Below are 16,926 nucleotides of genomic sequence, written 5' to 3'. Positions count from 1 at the left end.
CGAACTCAGTCGTGAAACGCGTCATCGCCGATGGTAGTGTGGGGTCTCCCCATGTGAGAGTAGGTCATCGCCAGGCACCTAATACGAGAAACCCTCACCACTTCGTGGTGGGGGTTTTTTTATGCCAGTGAATTAGAGTTAATCTCATTGGACTCTGTGGCTAAACTACACTAGAATATGGTCGGTTTGCCGTAAGCATTACAGCAACACACAGAATTCTTGAAAGCGAGGCGGGCTGTTGAAGTCTTGTCTCGCTTTTTTACAACTGTATATCACATCTTTTAAGTTATTTATCATGCAGCAGCACACGTGCGGGGAGGTTCAATTGACGCGACCAGCGATTCTGGCCCTTGAGGATGGTAGCCTTTTCAAGGGGATTGCGATTGGCGCGGATGGAGCGTCCATCGGTGAGGTGGTGTTCAACACCTCCATGACTGGATATCAAGAGATTCTCACCGATCCTTCTTATTGCCGTCAGATCGTCACTCTGACTTATCCACATATTGGTAATACCGGCGCCAATAGCGAAGATACTGAGTCTAATCAGATCTGGGCCGCTGGTTTAGTGATACGAGACCTGCCTTTAACGGCCAGTAATTTTCGCAGTGAACAGCGTCTGGATGAATATCTAAAAGCCAATAACATTGTTGGGATTGCAGATATTGATACACGTCGTTTAACGCGCCTTCTGCGTGAGAAGGGTGCGTTGAATGGCTGTATTATGGCTGGTGAGATAGATGAAGCTAAAGCCTTTGAAATGGCGAAAGCTTTTCCTGGCTTAAAAGGTATGGATCTCGCTCAAGAAGTGACGTCTCCAGAGGGGTTTGCTTGGGATCAGGCGGAGTGGTTATTGGGCGAGGGTTATCACTCAATTGCTTCTCAGGAGCAGCCGCTGCATGTTGTGGCCTATGATTTTGGTGTTAAGCACAATATTTTACGTATGCTGGTGAGCCGAGGCTGTCGTTTGACAGTTGTTCCAGCTCAAACACCTGCCACTGACGTCTTGGCACTCAACCCAGATGGTGTGTTCCTCTCCAATGGCCCAGGTGACCCAGAGCCATGTACCTATGCCATTCAGGCCATTGCGCAGATACTTGAAACTAAAACACCTGTATTTGGTATTTGCCTAGGTCATCAGTTATTGGCGCTGGCTTCAGGTGCTAAAACAGAGAAGATGAAGTTTGGTCATCATGGTGCAAATCATCCCGTGCAAGATTTAAAAACGGGACGTGTCATGATTACCAGCCAGAACCATGGCTTTGCTGTCTCTGAAACCACTTTGCCAACGACTTTGATCGCAACGCATAAGTCTTTATTTGATGGCTCTCTGCAGGGTATAGAGCGCACAGATTGTCCAGCCTTTAGTTTTCAGGGGCACCCAGAAGCCAGCCCAGGCCCACATGATGTAGCGCCACTCTTTGATCACTTCATTGAGTTGATGAATAACGCGAAACAAACGGCCTGATTTGAATTTATAGAGATTGGTTTAAAAGATGCCTAAACGTACAGATATCAAAAGTATTCTCATCCTCGGTGCAGGCCCTATCGTTATAGGCCAGGCGTGTGAATTTGATTATTCCGGAGCTCAGGCATGTAAGGCGCTGCGTGAGGAAGGTTACCGCGTTATTTTGGTGAACTCCAATCCAGCCACCATTATGACCGATCCGGCGATGGCGGATGCGACCTATATAGAACCGATCAATTGGAAAACGGTTGCCAAAATCATCGAGAAAGAGCGTCCCGATGCGCTTTTGCCAACCATGGGTGGGCAGACAGCATTAAACTGTGCTCTAGATCTCGATCGTGAAGGGGTTTTGGCTGAGTTTGGTGTTGAGATGATTGGTGCAACTCAAGATGCGATCGATAAGGCGGAAGACCGAGAGCGTTTTGATTTGGCGATGCGTAATATCGGTTTAGAGTGCCCACGCTCTGCGATTGCGCATAGTATGGAAGAGGCGCTGCAGGTTTTAGACTCAATTGGTTTCCCCGCGATCATTCGTCCCTCATTTACCATGGGTGGATCAGGTGGGGGGATCGCCTACAATCGTGAAGAGTTTATTGAGATCTGTGAGCGTGGTCTGGATCTTTCTCCGACCAGTGAGCTATTGATCGATGAGTCTTTGATCGGTTGGAAAGAGTATGAGATGGAAGTGGTGCGGGATCGTAACGATAACTGCATCATCATCTGCTCGATTGAAAACTTTGATGCGATGGGTGTGCACACCGGTGATAGTATCACGGTAGCGCCTGCACAAACTTTGACAGATAAAGAGTATCAATTGATGCGTAATGCATCGATTGCAGTGTTGCGCGAAATTGGCGTTGAAACTGGGGGATCAAACGTTCAGTTTGGTATAGATCCCGAAACCGGCCGTATGGTCGTGATTGAGATGAACCCACGTGTATCACGTTCATCGGCGCTTGCTTCTAAAGCAACCGGTTTCCCGATTGCAAAAGTTGCTGCTAAGTTGGCTGTCGGTTACACCTTGGATGAGTTGCAGAATGAAATCACCGGTGGGCGTACACCGGCTTCATTCGAGCCTTCTATCGATTATGTTGTGACCAAGATCCCGCGCTTTACCTTTGAAAAATTCCCACAAGCGAATGATCGTCTCACTACTCAGATGAAGTCTGTGGGTGAAGTGATGGCGATTGGCCGTACTCAACAGGAGTCTTTACAAAAAGCGCTACGCGGATTAGAAGTCGGTGCAACGGGCTTTGATCCTATTGTTGACCTTAGTGCTGAGGATGCGCGCAGTGACATAGTGCGTGAATTGCAGCAGCCAGGCAGTGAGCGTATTTGGTATATCGGTGATGCGTTCCGTTTGGGAATGAGTGTTAATGAGATCTATCAGCTGTCAGGCGTTGATCCCTGGTTCTTGGTGCAGATCGAAGATCTGATCAAGGAAGAGGCTTTAGTGTCTGAAAAAAGCTTGTCAGATTTGAATTATGATTTGCTGTGGCGTCTTAAGCGTAAGGGCTTCTCAGATGCGCGTTTGGCCAGTCTTTTGGGCGTCAGTGAAAAGCAGTTGCGTAAGCATCGTCATGCTTTGAACATTCGTCCGGTGTTTAAGCGTGTTGATACTTGTGCGGCTGAGTTTGCGACCGATACGGCGTATATGTACTCGACCTATGAAGAAGAGTGCGAAGCTAATCCCTCTGATCGTGAAAAAATTATGGTTATCGGTGGCGGGCCTAACCGCATAGGTCAAGGTATAGAATTTGACTATTGCTGTGTACACGCTGCGCTAGCCGCACGTGCGGACGGTTATGAAACGATTATGGTGAATTGTAACCCTGAAACTGTTTCAACGGATTACGATACCTCTGATCGTCTCTATTTTGAGCCGATCACTTTAGAAGACGTATTAGAAATCGTGCAGGTCGAGAAACCTAAGGGTGTGATCGTTCAGTATGGTGGGCAAACGCCGCTGAAATTGGCGGTTGCGCTTGAGCAGGCAGGTGTCCCGATTATTGGCACGTCACCTGAAGCGATAGACCGTGCGGAAGATCGTGAACAGTTCCAGCAGATGCTTAAGCGTTTAGGCTTAAAACAGCCCGAAAATGCTACGGTGCGCAGTTTAGATCAAGCGATCATCGAAGCAGAAAAAATTGGTTACCCCCTAGTGGTTCGTCCTTCCTACGTCCTGGGTGGTCGAGCGATGGAGATCGTCTATAAAGAAGCGGAGCTGCGTCAATATATGCAGACAGCGGTTCAGGTTTCCAATGATGCGCCGGTGTTGCTGGATCACTTCCTGAATGCGGCGGTTGAGGTGGATATCGATGCGGTCTGTGATGGCAAAACAGTTGTCATAGGGGCGATCATGCAGCACATCGAGCAGGCGGGGGTTCACTCGGGTGATTCGGCTTGCTCTTTGCCTCCTTATAGTTTGGCGGCGGATGTTCAGGATCAGATGCGTGATATGGTGCGCAAGATGGCTCTGGAGTTGGGTGTGGTGGGTCTCATGAACGTGCAGTTGGCGTATCAAGATGGCGAAATCTATGTCATCGAAGTGAACCCGCGTGCTTCGCGTACCGTACCCTTTGTCTCTAAGTGTATCGGCGTTTCCTTAGCGAAGATTGCCGCTTTGGTGATGACTGGAAAGTCACTACAAGAGCTCGGCTTTACTGAAGAAATTATTCCGAAGTTTTTCAGTGTCAAGGAAGCTGTCTTCCCATTTAATAAATTCCCAGGCGTCGATCCGATTCTAGGCCCAGAAATGAAGTCGACGGGCGAAGTCATGGGTGTGGGGCGTAGCTTTGGTGAGGCTTTCATGAAGGCACAGCTAGGAGCGGGTGAGAAGATGCCCGCCAAAGGTAAGGCCTTTATTTCGGTTCGTGACGTTGATAAGCAAGCTGCTGTAGCGGTTGCCCAAGACCTAGCACAGCTCGGCTTTAAGTTGGTAGCCACGGGCGGTACAGCGAACTTATTGGAAGCAGCAGGATTGCAGGTTGAGCGCATTAACAAGGTGATGGAAGGTCGTCCAAACATTGTGGATGCGATGAAAAATGGCGAAATTGCTTATGTCATCAACACCACTGAAGGGCGTAAAGCCATTGCTGATTCAGCAGCCATTCGTCGTGCGGCTATTCAGCATAAGGTTCCTTACACCACAACTCTAGCCGGTGCCGCCGCGATTACTGAAGCCTTAAAGTTCGGTGAAGAAAAGGTAGTGCGTCGTCTTCAAGAGTTGCATGCAGGAGAAATTGCGTGAGCCGTGTTCCTATGACCGTTTCTGGCGAAGCTCAGCTTCGCCAGGAGCTTGAGCAATTAAAAACAATTGAGCGTCCGAAAGTGATTGCCGCAATTGCTGAGGCGCGCGCTCATGGTGATCTAAAAGAAAATGCTGAGTACCATGCTGCGCGTGAACAGCAGGGGTTTATTGAAGGCCGTATTCGCGAGCTGGAATATAAACTCTCTATGGCACAGGTCATTGATGTATCGAAAATAGCGCCCAGTGGTAAGGTGATTTTTGGTGTGACCATCGAACTCTTGAATCTGGATACAGATGAGAGTGTGCGCTATCAGATCGTGGGTGATGATGAGGCGGATATTAAAGCGGGTAAAATCTCCGTGAATTCACCGATTGCTCGTGCCTTGATTGGTAAAGAGGAGGGGGATGTTGCGACAGTGACGACACCTTCGGGTATGGTGGAGTATGAGGTTGCTCAAGTCCTGCACCTGGCCTAATAAAAAAACCGCTTCCATTTGAAGCGGTTTTTTTATGTTCGTGGCGGCACGAGTCAGAAGCAGCTTAAGCTTTCCAGCGTAGCAAATTCGATAGCGTGGGATCAGGTTTTTTGGATTTGCGATAGATCAACGCAATATTGCCAATTTCTTGTACCAGTTCGGCTTCTACGATTTCGCAGAGTTCGGCAATCAGTTGACGCTTAAGCACTCGATCACCCACAGAAAAGCGTACCTTGATCAGCTCATGATCTTCTAAGGCGCGATCTGTCTCCAGTTGAATATTTTCCGTCAGACCGTTACCAGCCACCATGACAATAGGATTCAGTTGATGACCTAAGGTACGGAAACGTTTTTTTTGCTCGGGGGTTAAGCTCATACTAGAATATGTGCCTCATAATTTAAGGGATGCAGAAAGTGCATGTGAACAATCTCTAGTTTACCTGAGCCGCTCCTTTCTGAGTAGTCAGCTAGTTCTTAAGAGTTGAGATCGGCATCGGATTGTTCAGTATAGGCTGTGTTGGGTGGAACAATCTTTTCATTCCAGTATCTAACTTTGAGCTTGTAATTCTAGGATTTGCCCCAATCGACAAGAAGCTGATCTGGGTTGAGTTGAGTAGTGGAGCCTTGATCTTTGCTGTGACGGGTTGCGTATCAAAAATGCTAGTAGACCGATGTAAAGAGTGTTGGATACAGCACATAAGCTATCAAGTGTATAAAGAATACTATTGATAAAGAGTCAGGTCGCTCCAGTGACCTGTGTTATTATGGCTGTTATGAGTCATAAAGAAAGTTTGAGTTGAGGGTGATCCTTTGAACGATATGGCAAAAAATTTAGTACTGTGGTTGGTGATTGCGGCAGTTCTGCTGACGGTCTTTAACAACTTCAGTTCTGAAACTGAGGGTCGTAAGCTCAGTTATTCCGAATTTGTAGAGGAGGTTCAAGCAGGACGTGTCTCTAAGGTCTTGATTGATGGTTTTACAATTACCGGACAGCGCCCGACAGGTGAAAGTTTTGTCACCATCCGTCCAGCGGTTCAAGATCCTAAGCTGATAGATGATCTCTTATCTAATAATGTTGTGATTGAAGGCAAGCAGCCTGAAGGTCAGAGCATTTGGTCGCAGTTGTTGGTTGCGGCCTTCCCGATTCTTATCATTATCGCCATCTTTATGTTCTTTATGCGCCAAATGCAGGGTGGAGCCGGTGGTAAAGGCGGACCTATGTCATTTGGAAAGTCTAAAGCACGCATGATGAGCGAAGATCAGATCAAAACGACTTTTGATGATGTTGCGGGCGTAGAAGAAGCTAAGGAAGAAGTGAAAGAGCTGGTGGATTATTTGCGTGATCCTGGAAAATTCCAGCGCTTGGGTGGACATATTCCACGTGGTGTCTTGATGTCAGGTTCACCGGGTACCGGTAAAACCTTACTGGCGAAAGCGATTGCAGGTGAAGCTAAGGTTCCTTTTTTTAGTATTTCCGGCTCTGACTTTGTGGAAATGTTTGTCGGTGTAGGGGCTTCCCGTGTACGTGATATGTTTGATCAGGCAAAAAAACATGCGCCTTGTATCATCTTTATCGATGAAATTGATGCGGTAGGACGTAGTCGTGGTGTCGGTTTGGGCGGGGGCAATGATGAGCGTGAGCAGACGTTGAATCAGTTGCTGGTCGAGATGGATGGTTTTGAAGGCACCGAAGGCATCATCGTGATCGCGGCGACTAACCGTCCAGATGTACTTGACCCTGCACTCTTGCGTCCAGGACGTTTTGATCGTCAAGTGGTGGTTGGCCTGCCGGATATCCGTGGACGTGATCAGATTCTCAAGGTGCATATGCGCAAGGTTCCACTGGGTGATGATGTGAAATCAGATCTGATTGCACGCGGCACTCCAGGTTTCTCGGGTGCGGACTTGGCGAACTTAGTTAATGAAGCAGCGCTGTTTGCGGCACGTGAAGGTAAGCGTGTCGTGAGTATGGAGCAGTTTGAAAAAGCAAAAGACAAAATCATGATGGGCGCTGAGCGTAAGTCGATGGTGATGTCTTACAAAGAACGCTTAAACACGGCTTATCATGAATCAGGTCATGCCATTATCGGTCGTCTCATGCCTGAGCATGATCCTGTTTATAAGGTTTCCATTATTCCGCGTGGTCGTGCGTTGGGCGTGACCATGTTCCTGCCAGCAGAAGATCGTTATAGCTTTAGTCGCCAGGCGATTATTTCGCAGATTTGCTCACTTTATGGTGGTCGTATTGCTGAAGAAATGACTTTAGGCAAGCAGGGTGTGACCACAGGTGCTTCTAACGATATTCAGCGTGCCACAACCTTGGCGCGTAATATGGTGACTAAGTGGGGGCTGAGCGAGGCTCTGGGTCCGCTTCTCTATGCGGAAGAGGATGATGATCCTTTTGGTCGAGGTATGGGCGGTGGCTCTAAAGCCAAGTCTGAAGAAACTCAGCGTCGTATCGATGCGGAAGTGAAGCAGATTATTGATGACTGTTATGCCAAAGCCTATCAGATCTTAACGGAAAATCGTGACATTATGGAAAGTATGGCGCAAGCCTTGATTAAATACGAAACGATTGGCACCAAGCAATTAGATCAGCTGATGGCGCGTGAAGAGGTGACACCGCCTGATGGTTGGGATGATACCCAAGAGGATAAGCCGCAATCTGCTGAAGTTAAGACAGATGAGTTGAACGAAGAGCCGTCTGACGTTGAAGAGACAAATGATAGCTTCGATGATCAGGAAGAGGATCGTTCGGACGAAGAGCCGCAATCACCGAAATCTTGAATGTTGTGACTATTGAGTGCCGGTTCGAGATTAAAGAGCTGAGCATTAAAATTAAGGCTGACTTATGTCAGCCTTGTTTTTTTGGGGGTTAAAAAAGTGCAATTAAAGTGCGGTCGGCGATGGCTGGATCTCTCTGAGCCACATGTGATGGGAATTCTCAATGTAACGCCAGATTCTTTCTCAGATGGCGGTCGATTTTTTGCGCAAGATAAATTAAGAGTCGATGCAGCTTTGGTAGAGGCTGCGCAGATGCTGCAATCGGGCGCCGCCATCATCGATGTGGGAGGTGAATCGACTCGCCCCGGCGCAGCGGAAGTGAGTGTCCAGGAAGAGATGGATCGTGTCTTGCCGGTCATCGAGCGTTTGAATCAAGAATTGGATGTCATTATTTCTTTAGATAGCAGTCAGCCTCGTGTCATGGAAGCGGCTTTGGCTTTAGGTATTGGTTTAATTAACGATGTGCGTTCGTTAGCGCTGGGTGATGCACTGGAGGTGGCCAGTCGCTCCGGCTTGCCAGTGTGTGTGATGCATATGAAGGGCAGTCCTGCCACGATGCAGCAAGCTCCTGAATATCAGCAGGTTCAGGATGAAGTGTTAGCCTTTATGCAGGAACAGATTGTACGCTATCAACAAGCCGGTATTCAGAAAGAGAATATCCTTCTTGATCCAGGGTTCGGATTCGGCAAATCGTTAGCACATAATTTGACGCTGCTAAATCGACTGGATGAATTGGTCGCGCTCGGCTACCCCGTATTAAGTGGGACCTCGCGTAAGTCTATGATCGGTGCGGTCACAGGTCGTGACGCCAGTAAGCGTTTAGCAGGGAGTCTGGCCACAGCGATCTTGGCAGCGCAAAAGGGGGCGCATCTACTACGAGTGCATGATGTTGCTGAGACTGTCGATGCTCTAAAATTACTCAAAGCTGTTCAGCAGGAAGAATGGGAGATTGAGGTAGATGCGTAAATATTTCGGTACTGATGGTATTCGCGGCGAAGTGGGGCAGTTCCCAATCACACCAGAATTTATGTTGAAGCTTGGATGGGCAGCGGGCAAGGTGTTTGCGCGTGAGGGGCGTAGCCGTATTGTGATCGGGAAAGATACTCGCATCTCAGGGTATATGTTTGAGTCAGCTTTAGAGGCAGGTTTGTCGGCAGCCGGTGTGGATGTTTTGTTAACAGGGCCGATGCCGACTCCTGCCATTGCCTATTTGACCCGAACCTTCCGTGCCGAAGCGGGTATCGTGATCAGCGCGTCACATAATCCCTTCCAAGATAATGGCATCAAATTTTTCTCAGCACAGGGTACCAAGCTCCCAGATGAAATTGAGTTGGCTATTGAGGAGCAGATGGATCAGGCGATGCAAACGGTCGACTCTGCCAGCTTAGGTAAAGCTCGGCGTATCACGGATGCAGCCGGACGTTATATCGAATACTGCAAAGGCACGATTAACGGTAGTCTTAGCCTGCGTGGAATGAAGTTGGTTGTGGATTGCGCTCATGGTGCGACTTACCATATAGCACCGGCTGTTTTTTCGGAGCTGGGTGCGCAGGTAATCGAAATCGGCACCTCTCCAGATGGTTTGAATATAAATGAGTTGTGTGGTGCAACGGATGTCAAACGTCTTCAGGCCGAGGTCGTGACTCAGCAGGCCGATCTAGGTGTTGCTCTGGATGGTGATGGTGACCGTTTAATTATGGTTGATGCTCAGGGAGGGGTTGTTGATGGGGATGAGTTGCTTTTTATTATGGCTCAATCCATGCGTGCCCAAGGTCTTTTGCAGGGAGGCGTTGTGGGTACCCTGATGTCTAATTTTGGCCTGGAGCAGGCATTTGCACGCTTAGATATCCCATTCGTACGTGCCAAGGTGGGCGATCGCTATGTGCTGGAAGCGATGTTGGCCAATGACTGGTTGTTAGGCGGGGAGAGCTCTGGGCATTTGGTCTGCCGTCATTTGAGCACAACAGGGGATGGTATCGTTGCAGCATTGCAGGTGCTCAAAGCGATGGTGGATTCATCTCTTACGCTTGCTGAACTGCGCCAAGGCATGACTAAGCTTCCGCAGGTAATGATTAATGTGGTTGTGCCACGTGGCGTGAATTCTGTTGAGTTGCCAGAGATACAGCAGGCGATTCGTGCAACTCAGGCGCGCTTGGCCCAGACGGGGCGTGTGCTCTTGCGTCCATCGGGGACTGAGCCTTTGGTACGAGTTATGGTGGAAGGGCAAGATCCGATACAGGTGCAGAAAGAATGCACCCAACTGGCTGAAATTGTGCAAAATTCATTAGCTGGGGTTGTTTCTTAGAGGCGCCTCAGTTAAGATTTGCGCCTCTTTTGAAAGGGGATGCTCATGCGGAAGCTTCTAGTTGCAGCCAACTGGAAAATGAACGGACGATTGGAACAAAATCGGGCGTTGCTGCAGAGTCTAAAAAACAACGGTTTGCTTGAATTAAATCACGAAGTCGATGTTTTGATTATCCCGCCTGCTTGCTACTTAAGTCAGGTAAGTCAGGAGCTTGTCGGCACGCAAGTTAAACTGGGTGCGCAGAATATTTGTAGTTGGCTACAAGACGGTGCATTTACCGGCGAAATGAATGCGCAGATGATGGTCGATTTGAATGTGTCACATGTCTTAGTGGGGCATTCAGAGCGTAGAGCCTTTTGTGCAGAAAGCGATGAGTTGGTCGCAGAGAAAACAAAAGCTTGTCTTGTATCAGGTTTAGTCCCATTAGTCTGTGTGGGTGAAACTTTAGATGAGCGTGAGCAGGGCTTGTTGCAAGCCGTGTTAAGTCGACAGGTTTTGACAGTCGCTAAGAGTTTAGACGAAGAAGCGTTAAGTAAAGTGGTTTGGGCGTATGAGCCTGTTTGGGCAATCGGTACAGGCCTAACAGCTACCCCAGAACAAGCTCAAGAAGTTCATGCTTTTATTCGTTCCTTGCTGGCTACTGTTATGGGTCAGGTAGCAGCGGATAAGCTCCATATTCTGTATGGCGGCAGCGTTAAAGCAAATAATGCGGTTGAGCTTTTTGCGCAGAAGGATATAGATGGTGGCCTGATTGGTGGAGCGTCACTTTCTGCAAGTGATTTTCTAGGTATTTGTAACGCAGCGAAAAAAAGAGAACAGGTTAGTTAAAATATGGAAACCTTAGTTTTAATTGTACACGTCCTCTTGGCTGCAGCCATTATTGGCTTAGTTTTAATACAGCAAGGAAAGGGTGCCGAAGCCGGTGCATCTTTTGGTGGTGGTGCTTCGCAAACTGTATTTGGTGCAAGTGGTTCAGGTGGCTTTCTGGTTAAAGTAACCGCGCTAATTGCTGCAGTTTTGTTTGCAACGAGCTTTGCGCTGGCTTATTTTGCTAAAGAGAAAGCCGTGAATGTGGGTGAAGCAGGTATTCCCTCTGCTGCCATCATTGAATCGGCTGCTGAGCGTGTTGAGTTGCCGGTCTTAGGTGCGCCTGTTTCAGGTGGTATTGCTGAAGACACAGATTTGCCAGCTGCTGAGTAAGCTGCTGTTAGTGTAAAGCGTTTTAGCCGACGTGGTGAAATTGGTAGACACGCCATCTTGAGGGGGTGGTGAGCTATGCTCGTGCCGGTTCGAGTCCGGCCGTCGGCACCAATATCTACAAGTGTTTGTAGTTCAAGTTTGATGCGGGGTGGAGCAGCTTGGTAGCTCGTCGGGCTCATAACCCGAAGGTCGTTGGTTCAAATCCAGCCCCCGCTACCACTTTTGATATGGATCAAGCCTGGCTAGATCTATATTTCCTAAAGTCTGAACTTAGTCTGATCGATGAGGTTGCTTGCTTAGAAGCTTTGGCAACTGCTATCATATTAGTAGTTCATCAGTCTTAAGTTGTCGGACCGTTTTAAGGCATCTAGTCGAATACACTAGGTGTTCATGTTAAAGCCCCTCATTTAGGGGCTTTTTCGTAGGTGGTTTTTACAGGTTATGCCTGTCAGAAATGGGTCCTAGAGAGACCCATTTTTTGTTTGGATGGCCTAGAAATGAGAGGTTAGAGTGTCGGCAAAGTTAAAAGAATTGGAATCCCTGATCACACCGATTGTGCAGGCGCTTGGCTTTGAGCTGTGGGGCGTTGAGTTCCAGGCCGCAGGTAAAAATAGCACCTTGCGTGTATTTATTGATTCCGAAGCAGGCATCAGTGTGGATGATTGCGCACGTGTGAGTCATCAGGTCAGTGGGGTATTGGATGTCGAGGACCCCATTAAAGAACACTATATGTTGGAGGTGTCCTCTCCAGGCATGGATCGACCTCTCTATACTCTTGAACAGTTTGCGGCCTATGCAGGCCACACCATCCAACTGCGGTTGCGTGTTCCTTATGAAGGTCGCCGCCGTTTTAAAGGCATTCTCAATGGAGTGGAAGGCGAAGATGTCCTTCTAGTTGTGGATGATCAGGAATACTTGTTGCCATTGGACTATATCGACAAGGCCAATGTGGTGCCCCAGTTTTAATCGAATGATCAGTTTTTAGGTGAAACACAAAATGAATAAAGAAATATTGCTGGTTGCTGAGGCAGTTTCGAACGAAAAAGACGTACCTAAGGGCGTCATTTTTGAAGCCATTGAGGTGGCGCTGGCGACAGCAACAAAGAAGCGTTTTGACGAAGAAGCCGATGTCTATGTGGTGATTGATCGTCAAACGGGAGATTATGAAACTTACCGGCGTTGGGCTGTGGTTGATAATGATGCCGTGCCACTCTTGGGTACAGAGTTGACCCTAGAAGAAGCGCATGAGATTAACCCATCCCTGCAGCCAGGCGACATCCACGAAGAGCAGATTGAGTCTGTTGCTTTTGGTCGTATTGCGGCACAAACGGCAAAACAGGTCATCGTACAAAAGGTACGCGAAGCTGAGCGTGCCAAAGTCGTTGATCAGTATCGTGATCGTCAGGGTGAGCTGATTGCCGGTACAGTGAAAAAAGTGACACGCGATAATGTCATTATCGATCTGGGTAATAACGCCGAAGCCTTATTGCCACGTGAACACCTGTTGCCACGCGAAAACTTCCGTATGGGCGATCGTGTGCGAGCTGTGTTGGATGAAGTCCGCGCTGAAGGGCGTGGGCCTCAGTTGATTTTGAGCCGGACCAGTCCGGCGATGTTGATCGAACTCTTTCGCTTAGAGGTCCCTGAAATTGCTGAAGAAGTGATTGAGATTCGTGCTGCGGCACGTGACCCAGGGTCGCGTGCCAAAATCGCCGTGAAAACCAATGATGGTCGTATTGATCCAGTAGGTGCCTGTGTCGGCATGCGCGGTTCTCGCGTTCAGGCAGTCTCCAATGAGCTGGGTGGCGAGCGTGTGGATATCGTTCTCTGGGACGACAATCCGGCTCAGTTAGTCATCAATGCGATGGCACCGGCTGAAGTCGCTTCGATCATTATTGATGAAGATAGCCACTCGATGGATGTTGCGGTTGCTGAAGATGCCCTAGCACAAGCAATTGGTCGTAATGGCCAAAACGTACGTCTAGCCGGTGAAATGACAGGCTGGAAGTTGAACGTGATGAGTGAGTCTGAAGCTCAGGCGAAGCATCAGTCAGAAGTCGGTCGCGTGATGCAAGCCTTTATTACGCACCTGGATATCGATGAAGAGCTGGCACAAGTTCTGGTGGATGAAGGTTTCACTTCACTGGAAGAAGTGGCTTATGTACCTGAAGATGAGATGCTCGAAATCGAGGGGTTTGACGAAGAGATCGTTGAAACTCTGCGTACTCGTGCAAAAGACGCCTTGTTGAATTTGGCGATCGCCAACGAAGAGCAGTTAGACGAGGTCGAGCCGGCTGAAGATTTGTTGTCGATGGAAGGTATGGAGCGTTCTTTGGCATTCCATCTAGCCGCCAAAGGCATAGTGACTATGGAAGATCTTGCTGAGCAGTCAATTGATGATTTGGTTGGTATTGAAGGTCTAGATGAAACCCGCGCTGCTGAGTTAATTATGACTGCCCGCGCACCCTGGTTTGCAGAAAATCAGTAATATCAACGGAGAAGAGGAACCCATTTATGGCAGAAGTCACCGTTAAACAACTTGCCGATGTGGTTGGTGTATCCGTTGAGCGTTTGCTCAAGCAGATGCAGGATGCCGGAATTTCAGGCAAAACCGAAACATCAAATGTTACCGATACCGAACGTCAGAACCTTCTTGCGCATTTGAAAAAAGCGCATGGTGAAGAAGGTGCTGTTACAGAGCCTAAACGTATCACCTTAAAACGTAAAACCACCTCCCAGCTTAAGGTGGCCGGAGCATCCGGAAAGCGTAAGACCGTGAATGTCGAAGTGCGTAAAAAACGCACCTACGTGAAGCGCGAAGAGCTGGAAACCCTGACACCCGTCATTGAAGAAGTTACCGAAGAGGTGTCTGTGGCACCTGTGGCTGACGTGGTGGTCACGGCTGAGGTTGTGACACCTGACGTGTCAGAAATAGTCCAGGAGAAGGCTGCTCAGGTACAAGAGACGGCAGTAGCTGCTGAGCCCGCAGTAGACGTGCTTGTGCCAGAGGTTGCTGTACCGGTAAGTGAAGACACTCAGGCACGTAAAGATAAAAAACCCGCGCCACGTGCTAAAGAGCATCGTGCACCGCGTGGTCGTGATGAAGAAGAAGCTCCGCGTCGTGGTGGCAAGCCGGTGGTAGCAGGTCGTAAAGTCACTCTGGAAGAAGAGGGGCCACGTGGTACCCGTCGTCCTGGCAAGAGCCCTAAACGTGCGGCAGGTAAAGGTCGTGCGGTGAATCAGCATGCGTTTGAGAAGCCTACAGCGCCGGTGATTCACGACGTGAGCATCCCGGAAAGCATCACCGTGGCAGATCTGGCCAAGAAAATGTCAGTGAAAGCAGCTGAAGTCATCAAGGTGATGTTTAAAATGGGTGCCATGGCCACGATCAACCAGGTCCTGGATCAGGATACGGCGATTCTTGTTGTGGAAGAGATGGGCCATAAGGCAGTCGCTCTGCAAGAAAATGCAGTTGAAGATGCCCTGCTCGAAAGCTTGCAGGCCCATAAGGGTGAAGCGCGTACACGTGCTCCGGTTGTGACAGTCATGGGTCACGTCGACCATGGTAAAACCTCATTGCTTGATTATATTCGTGAAACCAAGGTGGCTGCGGGTGAGTCGGGCGGGATTACCCAGCACATCGGTGCTTACCATGTAGAAACTGAAAATGGCATGGTGACCTTTTTGGATACTCCGGGCCATGCCGCGTTCACCGCGATGCGTGCCCGTGGTGCTAAATTGACGGACATCGTCATTCTGGTGGTTGCCGCAGACGATGGTGTGATGCCACAGACCGAAGAAGCGGTTCAGCATGCTAAGGCTGCAAATGTTCCGCTGGTGGTTGCGGTCAATAAAATTGATAAACATGAAGCCGATCCTGAGCGCGTGCGCAGTGAGCTGGCACAGCGTGATGTGATTTCGGAAGAATGGGGCGGTGATGTCCAGTTTGTCCATGTCTCAGCGAAGACAGGTGAAGGCATTGATGCTCTGTTGGATGCCGTGCTTCTGCAGGCCGAAGTCCTGGAGCTAACCGCTGTACCGGATATGCCGGCTACCGGCGTGGTAGTGGAGTCTCGCCTGGATAAAGGTCGTGGTTCGGTTTCTACTCTCTTGGTTCAGAACGGTACCCTGCGTAAAGGTGATATTGTTCTGGCGGGTCTGAACTATGGTCGTGTCCGCGCCATGTTGGATGAAAATGGTCAGCCGGTAGAAGAGGCGGGGCCAGCGATTCCAGTTGAAATTTTGGGTCTGGATGGCACTCCGGATGCCGGTGATGAGTTCACCGTGGTCTCGACTGAGAAGAAGGCGCGTGAAGTGGCACTCTTCCGTCAAGGCAAGTTCCGTGAAGTGAAGTTGGCGCGTCAGCAGAAAGCTAAGCTTGAGAACCTGTTCGCCAATATGCAGGCCGGAGATGTTAAGTCTCTGAATATCGTGCTGAAAGCAGACGTACGTGGTTCACTGGAAGCGCTGACCCAGTCTCTGGAAGAGCTGTCGACCGATGAAGTGAAGGTGAATATTGTTTCCAGCGGTATTGGTGGTTTTGGTGAAACCGATGCAAACCTGGCATTGGCTTCTTCCGCGATTCTGATTGGCTTTAACGTTCGTGCCGACAATCAAGCGAAGGCTATTGTCGAGCGCGAAGAGCTAGAGTTGCGTTATTACAGTGTCATCTATGACATTATCAATGACGTTAAACAGGCTATGAGCGGTCTGTTGGCACCAGAATATAAAGAAGAGATCGTAGGTATCGCCGAAGTGCGTGATGTCTTCCGTTCACCAAAACTTGGTCAAATCGCCGGCTGTATGGTGACCGAGGGCACGGTTTACCGCAATAAACGCATTCGCGTTCTGCGTGATAACGTCGTGATTTATGAAGGTGAGTTGGAGTCTCTGCGTCGCTTTAAAGATGCTGTTGCGGAAGTGCGTCATGGCATGGAGTGCGGTATTGGCGTGAAGAACTACAACGATGTTCGCGTTGGAGACCAGATCGAAGTCTTCGACACAATTGAAGTCCAGCGTACCCTGTAACGGAGAAGTATGGCTCGCGAGTTTAAACGAACCGATCGAGTGGCCGACCAGTTCCAGCGTGATCTGGCGGTCCTCATTCAGCGTGAAATCAAGGATCCCCGTCTCGGTATGGTGACCTTGAGTTACGTCAAAATTAGCAAAGATCTGGGCTATGCGGATATCTACCTCACGGTGATGCCGATTGGAGAGCAAACACAGGAGGAGGCGGTGAAATCGTCCCTCTCTGTGTTGAACAATGCCGCTGGTTTTTTGCGTCATGAGCTAGCACGCGGCATTAAGCTGCGTGTGATGCCACAACTACGCTTTCATTTTGATGCCAGCATTGAGCGTGGGCGTCATCTGCATAGCTTGATTGAAAAGGCCTATCAGCAAGAGGAAACTCGTGCGGAAGGCAGTGCAGACGAGCAGGAGTAAGATC

The 16,926-nt window shown here is 49.1% G+C and carries 13 protein-coding genes, 2 tRNA genes and 1 rRNA gene; 15 read left to right on the top strand and 1 reads right to left on the bottom strand.

The window, feature by feature from the left end; all coding sequences use genetic code 11:
* The 4 genes from rrf to greA form a co-directional block, all read left to right on the top strand.
* Positions 1-76, top strand: a 5S ribosomal RNA gene (gene rrf, locus E1H14_RS13460); the annotation flags it as partial.
* A 249-nt stretch (positions 77-325) separates the two neighbouring features.
* The gene (carA, locus tag E1H14_RS12380) at positions 326-1,465 is read left to right on the top strand and encodes a glutamine-hydrolyzing carbamoyl-phosphate synthase small subunit (protein ID WP_149391798.1); all 1,140 of its coding nucleotides are present in this window, start codon (positions 326-328) and stop codon (positions 1,463-1,465) included.
* A gap of 28 nt (positions 1,466-1,493) precedes the next feature.
* On the top strand, positions 1,494-4,715 hold the full coding sequence (gene carB / locus E1H14_RS12375; RefSeq protein ID WP_149391797.1) for a carbamoyl-phosphate synthase large subunit: 3,222 nt from the start codon (positions 1,494-1,496) through the stop codon (positions 4,713-4,715).
* Complete coding sequence (gene greA / locus E1H14_RS12370; protein WP_149391796.1) at positions 4,712-5,191, top strand: transcription elongation factor GreA; 480 nt, start codon at positions 4,712-4,714, stop codon at positions 5,189-5,191. The genes carB and greA overlap by 4 nt, the downstream gene beginning before the upstream one ends.
* A 64-nt stretch (positions 5,192-5,255) precedes the next feature.
* On the opposite strand, the gene E1H14_RS12365 is transcribed toward greA, so the two are convergent.
* Positions 5,256-5,567 (bottom strand): YhbY family RNA-binding protein, encoded by a 312-nt coding sequence (locus E1H14_RS12365; RefSeq protein ID WP_149391795.1) that lies wholly within the window; start codon positions 5,565-5,567, stop codon positions 5,256-5,258.
* Positions 5,568-6,010: 443 nt separating this feature from the next.
* Between E1H14_RS12365 and ftsH the strand changes: the two genes are divergently transcribed.
* From ftsH to rbfA, 11 genes are all read left to right on the top strand, one after another.
* On the top strand, positions 6,011-7,978 hold the full coding sequence (gene ftsH / locus E1H14_RS12360) for an ATP-dependent zinc metalloprotease FtsH (protein WP_200834105.1): 1,968 nt from the start codon (positions 6,011-6,013) through the stop codon (positions 7,976-7,978).
* 147 nt (positions 7,979-8,125) lie between these two features.
* On the top strand, positions 8,126-8,941 hold the full coding sequence (gene folP, locus E1H14_RS12355; protein ID WP_149391800.1) for a dihydropteroate synthase: 816 nt from the start codon (positions 8,126-8,128) through the stop codon (positions 8,939-8,941).
* Complete coding sequence (glmM, locus tag E1H14_RS12350; protein WP_149391793.1) at positions 8,934-10,280, top strand: phosphoglucosamine mutase; 1,347 nt, start codon at positions 8,934-8,936, stop codon at positions 10,278-10,280. Before folP ends, glmM begins: the two co-directional genes overlap by 8 nt.
* Before the next feature lie 45 nt (positions 10,281-10,325).
* The gene (gene tpiA, locus E1H14_RS12345; protein WP_149391792.1) at positions 10,326-11,108 is read left to right on the top strand and encodes a triose-phosphate isomerase; all 783 of its coding nucleotides are present in this window, start codon (positions 10,326-10,328) and stop codon (positions 11,106-11,108) included.
* Positions 11,109-11,111: 3 nt separating this feature from the next.
* Positions 11,112-11,480, top strand: coding sequence for a preprotein translocase subunit SecG (secG, locus tag E1H14_RS12340; RefSeq protein ID WP_149391791.1), 369 nt, complete (start codon positions 11,112-11,114; stop codon positions 11,478-11,480).
* A gap of 25 nt (positions 11,481-11,505) precedes the next feature.
* A tRNA-Leu gene (locus tag E1H14_RS12335) sits at positions 11,506-11,591 on the top strand.
* Positions 11,592-11,622: 31 nt separating this feature from the next.
* Positions 11,623-11,699: transfer RNA gene (locus E1H14_RS12330), tRNA-Met, on the top strand.
* A gap of 291 nt (positions 11,700-11,990) precedes the next feature.
* Positions 11,991-12,446 (top strand): ribosome maturation factor RimP, encoded by a 456-nt coding sequence (rimP, locus tag E1H14_RS12325; RefSeq protein ID WP_149391790.1) that lies wholly within the window; start codon positions 11,991-11,993, stop codon positions 12,444-12,446.
* A 31-nt stretch (positions 12,447-12,477) separates the two neighbouring features.
* A complete protein-coding gene (nusA, locus tag E1H14_RS12320) occupies positions 12,478-13,968 on the top strand; it encodes a transcription termination factor NusA (RefSeq protein ID WP_149391789.1) in 1,491 nt (496 codons plus the stop codon).
* Between the two features lie 26 nt (positions 13,969-13,994).
* The gene (infB, locus tag E1H14_RS12315) at positions 13,995-16,508 is read left to right on the top strand and encodes a translation initiation factor IF-2 (protein ID WP_149391788.1); all 2,514 of its coding nucleotides are present in this window, start codon (positions 13,995-13,997) and stop codon (positions 16,506-16,508) included.
* 9 nt (positions 16,509-16,517) lie between these two features.
* The gene (gene rbfA, locus E1H14_RS12310; RefSeq protein WP_149391787.1) at positions 16,518-16,922 is read left to right on the top strand and encodes a 30S ribosome-binding factor RbfA; all 405 of its coding nucleotides are present in this window, start codon (positions 16,518-16,520) and stop codon (positions 16,920-16,922) included.
* Positions 16,923-16,926: the final 4 nt, after the last annotated feature.

The organism is Nitrincola tapanii (assembly GCF_008368715.1).
In the GTDB taxonomy this organism is placed as follows: Bacteria; Pseudomonadota; Gammaproteobacteria; order Pseudomonadales; family Balneatricaceae; genus Nitrincola; species Nitrincola tapanii.
Note: the sequence above shows the minus strand (reverse complement) of the source record. Positions and strands in the feature narration are given on the sequence as shown.